Below are 6656 nucleotides of genomic sequence, written 5' to 3' on the forward strand. Positions count from 1 at the left end.
GGCCGGCGGGAGTGGCCAGGGGCGGATCGGGGAGAATGCCCGGATGAACGAGCTCGCGATCACTGTCATCGGCCGGGACCGGCCCGGCATCGTGGCCGACGTCGCCGAGGTGCTCGCCCGGCTCGGCGCGAACCTCACCGACTCGACCATGACCCGGCTGCGGGGTCACTTCGCGATGACCCTGGTCTGCGTCGGCCCGGCCGCCGCCGAGGTGGAGGCCGCCCTGGCGCCGCTGTCCGCCGACGGCCAGCTGTTGGCGACCGTACGGGCGGTCAGCCCCGACGGCGAGACGGCGCCGGCCGGTGAGCCGTACGTGATGGCGGTGCACGGCGCGGACCGGATGGGCATCGTGGCGGCGATGACGCGGGTGCTCGCCGAGGCCGGCGGCAACGTCACGGATCTGAGCACCCGGCTCACCGGGTCGCTCTACGTGGTGGTGGCCGAGGTGGACCTGCCGCCGGGTGTCGCCGACGCGCTGGCCCGCCGGCTCGCGGTGACCGCCGCCAACCTGGGCGTCGAGGTCTCCCTGCGGCCTGCCGACCCGGATCTGCTGTGAGCGAGGAGTGCGCCGGCCTCGGCGACTGGTCTCCCGACGCGTTGGCCCTGCCGGGCGTGGTGCGTCCGGTGGTCACCGCGCCGAACCCGGTGCTGAGCCGTCCGGGTGTCGCGGTGGACCCCGCCGCCGAGGAGACCGTCCAGCTGGCCGCGGACCTGATCGCCACCATGCGCGTGTCGCCCGGCTGTGTGGGGTTGGCCGCCCCGCAGGTCGGGGTGGGCGTCCAGGTGTTCGCGGTGGACGTCACCGGACATCCGAAGGCGGTGACGGTGCACGGCACCTTCGTGCTCTGCAACGCCCGGGTGGTGGAGGCGACCCGGTGGAAGGCGGGCCGGGAGGGCTGCATGTCGGTACCGGATCTGACCGGTGATGTGAAGCGGGCCAGCCGGCTGGTGGTGGAGGGGGAGCTGCCAGGCACCGGCAAGTCGGTCCGGCTGGTCACCGACGGCTTCGAGGCACGTGCCCTACAACACGAGATCGATCACTGCGCGGGACTGCTCTTCCTGGACCGGGTGGCCGGCGCGCACGCCATCTACCAGCGCAAGGTCTATCTCTGACCGGTGCCGGTCCGTCGTGAGTGGAGTGTCGATCCGGTGGAGACGGTGCGGTCCGGCGCGTCGCGACGGCTTCCCGCCCGGGTCGCCGCTACGGTGGGAACATCATGCGTCTGACGGTCGGTCCCCTGCCATCCGCCGTGTACTGGCGGCGTCGTGTCGTCGTACTCGGAGCCGCGCTCCTTTTCCTCGTCGTGGTGCTCTACTCGTGCAACGGGCCGGAGGACGCGGTGAAGAAACCGGGGGCGAATTCCCCCCCGTCGTCCCCGCCCGGCTCGCCGTCGGCGACGGGTGCGTCGCCCACCCCGGAGTTCGCGTCCCCGTCGGTCGGCCCGGATGCGGCGGCCCCGGGCGGTCCCGGCGGTGCCTCGGGCGCCTCGGCCGACCCGTCGGTCGCGCCGGTCGGCGGCACTGGCACTGGCAGTGGTCCCGGCCCCGGCCCCGGCGGTGGCGAGGGCACCTGCACCGACGCGGAGATCACGGTGACCCCGGTGGCGTTGCCCTCGGTCGTCCAGCCCGGCGCGTTGGTCGACCTGCAACTGCGGGTGAAGAACAAGTCCCAGCGCACCTGCAGCCGCGACGTCGGTGCGGACCGCCAGGAGTTGTTCATCAAGTCCGGCGCGGAGACGGTCTGGTCGTCGGACACCTGCGGCACCGGCAAGGGCTCGGACGTGCAGTCGTTCACCCCCGGCTTCGAGCGGTCGTACCAGCTCACCTGGAACGGCCGGGACGCCACCAAGTGCGCCGGCGGGGTGGCGGCCGGTCCGACCCCGTCGCCCGGGGCCTACCAGGTCTTCGCGCGGGTGGGCACGAAGCTGAGCGAGCCGGTGAAGCTCACCATCGCGGCCAACTGACCGGCACCGCTCAGACGTAACGCTCCAGGATGGACGCCTCGGCGAGCCGGGACAATCCCTCCCGTACGCCCCGGGCCCGGGCGTCCCCGACGCCCTCGACGGCCTGCAGGTCCTCCACGGTGGCGCCGAGCAGCCGCTGGAGGCTGCCGAAGTGCAGAACCAGCCGGTCGACGATGGCGACGGGCAGGCGCGGCACCTTGGCCAGCAGCCGGAACCCACGCGGGCTGACCGCCGCGTCCAGGGCGTCGGAGGCGGCCGGGTAGCCGATCGCCTTGGCCACCGCGACCAGGTCGATCAGTTCGGTGGCGCCGAGCAGGTCCAGCTCGACCAGTGCCTCGTCGAGGGTGCGGGACTTGCGGCCGGCGGGGAGGTAGTCGCGGATGACCAGCGTGCGGTCCGCGTCGACGCCGGCCATCAGCTCGTCGAGTTGGAGTGCGAGCAGCCGGCCGTCGGTGCCCAGTTCGACCACGTACCCGGCGATCTCGTCGGCGATCCGGCGGACCATCTCCAGCCGCTGCACCACGGCCACCGCGTCCCGTACGGTGACCAGGTCCTCGATCTCCAGCGCCGAGAGGGTGCCGGAGACCTCGTCCAGGCGCAGCTTGTAGCGCTCCAGGGTGGCCAGGGCCTGGTTGGCGCGGGAGAGGATCGCCGCCGAGTCGTCCAGGACGTGCCGCTGTCCGTTGACGTAGAGGCTGATGATCCGCATCGACTGGCTGACCGAGATGACCGGGTAGCCGGTCTGCCGGGCAACCCGCTCCGCGGTGCGGTGCCGGGTGCCGGACTCCTCGGTGGGAATGGACGGGTCGGGCATCAGGTGCACCGCCGCCCGGACGATCCGGGTGCCGTCGCTGGAGAGCACCACCGCGCCGTCCATCTTGCACAGCTCCCGGACCCGGGTGGCGGAGAACTCGACGTCCAACGGGAAACCGCCGGTGCAGATCTGCTCGACGACCTTGTCGTATCCGAGCACGATCAGCGCGCCGGTCCGGCCGCGAAGGATCCGCTCCAGCCCGTCGCGCAGCGCCGTGCCGGGAGCCATCAGGGCCAGGTTGGCCCGCAGTGGATCGCCGGCGCTGCCCGTACCGCCGGTGACGCTCACGCTGATCGGACGGGCAGGTGAACCCACGCCACCGGTGCGGGCGTGAGGTGTCGCGCCGGCAGGCTTGGTGGTGTCGCGGTCGATCGGCACGCGCACAGTCTACGGACTGCCCTGCGGTGGGTGCTGTCGTGGTTACTGTGATGTGTCACAGCGTCGGGTTCCTCCGGCTTGCCGGACCTGACAAGGGCTGTCCGGAATGGTGGGGCCAGCACCCCGGTGTCGACCACCGTCGGTCACTCGGCGGATGCACGGGCGACAGCCTGGAGCGCGGATCGCACGTCAGTGACCTCGGTCACCCGCATGTTCTCCGGGGTGATGCCGGTGCTGCCGGGCCCGCAGCCGGAGGGCACCAGCGCCATCCGGAAACCGAGCCGGGCCGCTTCGGCCAGCCGCCGGGGCACCGCCCCGACCCGGCGCACCTCGCCGGTCAGCCCGACCTCGCCGATCGCCACCAGGTGGGGCGCGATGGCCAGGTTGAGCCCGCCGGAGGCCACCGCCAGGGCGACGGCCAGGTCGGCGGCGGGCTCGACCACCCGGATGCCGCCGACGGTGGCCGCGAAGACCTCCCGGTCGTGCAGGGTGAGCCGTTCGGTGCGGCGTTGCAGCACCGCGAGCACCATGGCCAGCCGGGCGCCGTCGAGGCCGGAGACGGTACGCCGGGGAGACCCGGCGACCGTCGCGCCGATCAGCGCCTGTACCTCGGTGACCAGGGCCCGCCGCCCCTCCATCGCCACTGTCACACAGGTGCCCGGCACCGGTTCCGAGTAGCGGGTGAGGAAGAGCCCGGACGGGTCGGCGAGGCTGCTGATGCCGCCCTCGTGCATCTCGAAGCACCCGACCTCGTCGGCCGCGCCGAAGCGGTTCTTGACGCCGCGCACCATCCGTAGCGAGGAGTGCTTGTCGCCCTCGAAGTGCAGCACCACGTCGACCAGATGCTCCAGCACCCGGGGGCCGGCGACCTGGCCGTCCTTCGTGACGTGGCCGACCAGCACGGTGGCGATGCCGCGCTCCTTGGCGACCGCGACCAGGGCGGCGGTGACCGCCCGGACCTGGGTGACCCCGCCGGACACCCCTTCGGCGCCGGTGGTGGAGATGGTCTGCACCGAGTCCAGCACCAGCAGGCCCGGCTTGACCGCGTCGAGGTGCCCGAGCACCGCGCCGAGGTCGCTCTCGGCGGCCAGGTAGAGCTGCTCGTGGAGGGTGCCCATCCGCTCGGCGCGCAGCCGGACCTGGCTGACCGACTCCTCACCGCTGACCACCAGCGAGGGGCTGCCGGCACCGGCGGCCCACTGCTGGGCCACGTCGAGCAGCAGCGTGGACTTGCCCACCCCGGGCTCGCCGGCCAGCAGCACCACCGCGCCGGGGACCAGGCCGCCGCCGAGCACCCGGTCGAGCTCGCTGACACCGGTGGGCCGGGCCCGGGCCGGGGCGGCGCTGACCGTGGCGATCGGGCGGGCCGGCTCGGAAGGCACCCGGGAGCTGACCACCTTGCCGGAGACCAGCGGGCCGGTGACGGTGCACTCGACGACCGAGCCCCACTCGCCGCACTCCGGGCAGCGCCCCACCCATTTGGGGGGCTGGTGGCCGCAGGCGTCGCACTCGTAGGCCGGGCGGGGTTCGCGGGCCGCCCGGCGGGAGGTGCCCGCCGCGCCGCCGCGCGCGGGTGTCGATCGGGAGGTGGTCACCCCAGGACGCTAACTCTCTCCTGTGACGAAAACACCGCCGGCGTGGTGGTCACCACGCCGGCGGTGTCGTCGGCAGTCGCGGGCGGCGGATCAGCCGTGACCCGAGCCGCCCTCCTCCTGGCCCTCGTAGCCGCCGTGGCGCTCGATGATCGGCGACGGCGGGGCGGCCGGCGTCAGCGGCACACCGATCGGAGCCGGGGTGCTGATGGTCCTGCCGCTGCCGAAGTCGAAGGTCAGGTTGACCTGCTGGCCGGCGAGCAGCTTCTCGTTCAGCCCGACGAGTTCGAGGTAACGGCCGCCCTGCACGGTCAGCTGGAGGTAGCCCAGGGCCGGGATCTCGAACCGGGCCGGTTCGCCGGCCGGCGCGGACGGGCTCGGCGAGGCGCTCTCCGACGGGCTCGCGGAGGCCGAGCCGGAGGGCGAGGCGCTGCCCGACGGGGAGGCGCTGCCCGACGGGGAGGCGCTGGCGGTGGGCGACGAACCGGGCGAGGTCGAGGCGGTCGGGCTCGGCGAGCCGGCCGCGCCGGTGAGTACGACATCCCGCGCGCTGTCCGTGGTGACGGTCACCGTGACCGGCTCCCGGGTGTCGTTGTAGACCACCGCGTTGATCGGGGCGTTCTCGCCGGCCCGGTAGCCCTCGATGCCCGGGTACTCCACGTAGAGGCCGCGCACCTTGTAGTCGTTGTCCGGAGTCTGGATGTTGACGCCCTGGATCGACGGCTCCTTGTTGGCGGTCTCGGCCACCTGGCCGGCACCGCAACCGGTGGCCAGCAGGGCGGTCGCCGCCGCCATGCCGGACAGCAGCAGGGCCGCCCGCCGGGAACCCCTGATCGAGCGCGTCACGTCGGTCCTCCTCGTCACGATCCCCACCCGGCCGAACCCCGGGCGCGGGGTGGTCATACCCGCGCAGACCGCGCTCCAGGGTAGTTGGGGCTGATCGACGGCCGCACGCGGACCCGGTTTCGCCACCTGGGCGAGGGCGGTCACACCACCCGGCCGCTGACCACCAGGAGCACCACATCGATGAGGGCCACCACCATCACCGCCCGGAAGGCGGCCACCGGGCGGCGGCCGGCCCGGGCGGCGGCACGTGCCGCGTACCAACCGACGGATGGCACCACCACGGCGGCGGCGACGGCCGACAGGCCCAGCCAGGACGGCGGCCCGGGTGGCCCGGCGACCAGGACGACGGTCGCGGCGAGCAGCAGCCCGGCGGCGGCCAGCCGGCTGCCGGCCGGACCGAGCCGGTGCGGCAGCCCGCGCACCCCGGTGCGGGCGTCGTCGGCGAGGTCCGGCAGCACGTTGGCGAAGTGCGCCCCGGCGCCCAGCAGCGCCGCGGCGGTGACCAGCCAGACCGGTGGGGCGGGCTTCCCGGGCAGCGCCAGCACGACGAAGGCGGGCAGCGACCCGAAGGAGACCGCGTACGGCAGCGGTGAGAACGGTGTCGACTTCAACGGCCGGTTGTAGAGCAGCGCCGAGACCAGGCCGACGGTCGCCCAGAGCGCCGCCGTCGGGTTCGTGGTCAGCGCCAGCAGCGGGGTGCCGACCGCGGCCACGGCGGCGGCCACGGCCACCGTGCGGCGGCTGAGCGCCCCCGCCGCGACCGGTTTGTCGGTACGCCCCACCGCGGCGTCCCGGCCGGCGTCCAGCGCGTCGTTGCTCCAGCCCACCGCGAGCTGGCTGGCCAACACGGTGCCGACCACCGGGGCCAGGCCGGTGGGGCAGTGCCCGACGCCCCAGGCGAGCAGCCCGGCGACCGCGGTGACCGCGGCCGTCGGTTCCGGATGGCTCGCTCTGACCAGCCCTAACACCGTTGACGACATAAGGGAAGTCTGGTCGTTACCGGGGAGTCGTGCCACGCTCGGTCCATGCGGAACGGTCCGGTGCCCAGCCCGCCCCGCCTCC

Annotated in this window: 7 protein-coding genes; 3 read left to right on the forward strand and 4 right to left on the reverse strand. The window is 73.8% G+C overall.

Annotation, left to right across the window (positions count from 1 at the left end; all coding sequences use genetic code 11):
* Positions 1 to 43 precede the first annotated feature (43 nt).
* The 3 genes from E1166_RS28470 (at position 44) to E1166_RS28480 (ending at position 1964) form a co-directional block, all read left to right on the forward strand.
* On the forward strand, positions 44 to 556 hold the full coding sequence (locus E1166_RS28470) for an ACT domain-containing protein (protein ID WP_132270776.1): 513 nt from the start codon (positions 44 to 46) through the stop codon (positions 554 to 556).
* Positions 553 to 1113: a peptide deformylase gene (locus tag E1166_RS28475; protein WP_132342965.1), complete on the forward strand. Its 561-nt coding sequence runs from the start codon at positions 553 to 555 to the stop codon at positions 1111 to 1113. The genes E1166_RS28470 and E1166_RS28475 overlap by 4 nt, the downstream gene beginning before the upstream one ends.
* Before the next feature lie 104 nt (positions 1114 to 1217).
* The gene (locus tag E1166_RS28480) at positions 1218 to 1964 is read left to right on the forward strand and encodes a hypothetical protein (RefSeq protein ID WP_132342966.1); all 747 of its coding nucleotides are present in this window, start codon (positions 1218 to 1220) and stop codon (positions 1962 to 1964) included.
* A gap of 10 nt (positions 1965 to 1974) precedes the next feature.
* On the opposite strand, the gene disA is transcribed toward E1166_RS28480, so the two are convergent.
* The 4 genes from disA to E1166_RS28500 all read right to left on the reverse strand — a co-directional run bounded on the left by disA (position 1975) and on the right by E1166_RS28500 (position 6574).
* Complete coding sequence (gene disA, locus E1166_RS28485) at positions 1975 to 3156, reverse strand: DNA integrity scanning diadenylate cyclase DisA (protein ID WP_132270779.1); 1182 nt, start codon at positions 3154 to 3156, stop codon at positions 1975 to 1977.
* Between the two features lie 143 nt (positions 3157 to 3299).
* On the reverse strand, positions 3300 to 4751 hold the full coding sequence (gene radA, locus E1166_RS28490) for a DNA repair protein RadA (RefSeq protein ID WP_132270780.1): 1452 nt from the start codon (positions 4749 to 4751) through the stop codon (positions 3300 to 3302).
* Positions 4752 to 4841: 90 nt separating this feature from the next.
* Complete coding sequence (locus E1166_RS28495; RefSeq protein WP_132342967.1) at positions 4842 to 5594, reverse strand: hypothetical protein; 753 nt, start codon at positions 5592 to 5594, stop codon at positions 4842 to 4844.
* Positions 5595 to 5734: 140 nt separating this feature from the next.
* Entirely contained in the window at positions 5735 to 6574 is an 840-nt protein-coding gene (locus tag E1166_RS28500) for a UbiA family prenyltransferase (RefSeq protein ID WP_132342968.1), read from the reverse strand.
* Positions 6575 to 6656 lie beyond the last annotated feature (82 nt).

This window comes from Micromonospora sp. KC213, assembly GCF_004348325.1.
GTDB lineage: Bacteria > Actinomycetota > Actinomycetes > Mycobacteriales > Micromonosporaceae > Micromonospora.

Coding starts and splice junctions, on each gene's coding strand:
- E1166_RS28470 (WP_132270776.1), top strand. CDS start 44: ATGAACGAGCTCGCGATCACTGTCATCGGCCGGGACCGGCCCGGCATC.
- E1166_RS28480 (WP_132342966.1), top strand. CDS start 1,218: ATGCGTCTGACGGTCGGTCCCCTGCCATCCGCCGTGTACTGGCGGCGT.
- E1166_RS28500 (WP_132342968.1), bottom strand. CDS start 6,574: ATGTCGTCAACGGTGTTAGGGCTGGTCAGAGCGAGCCATCCGGAACCG.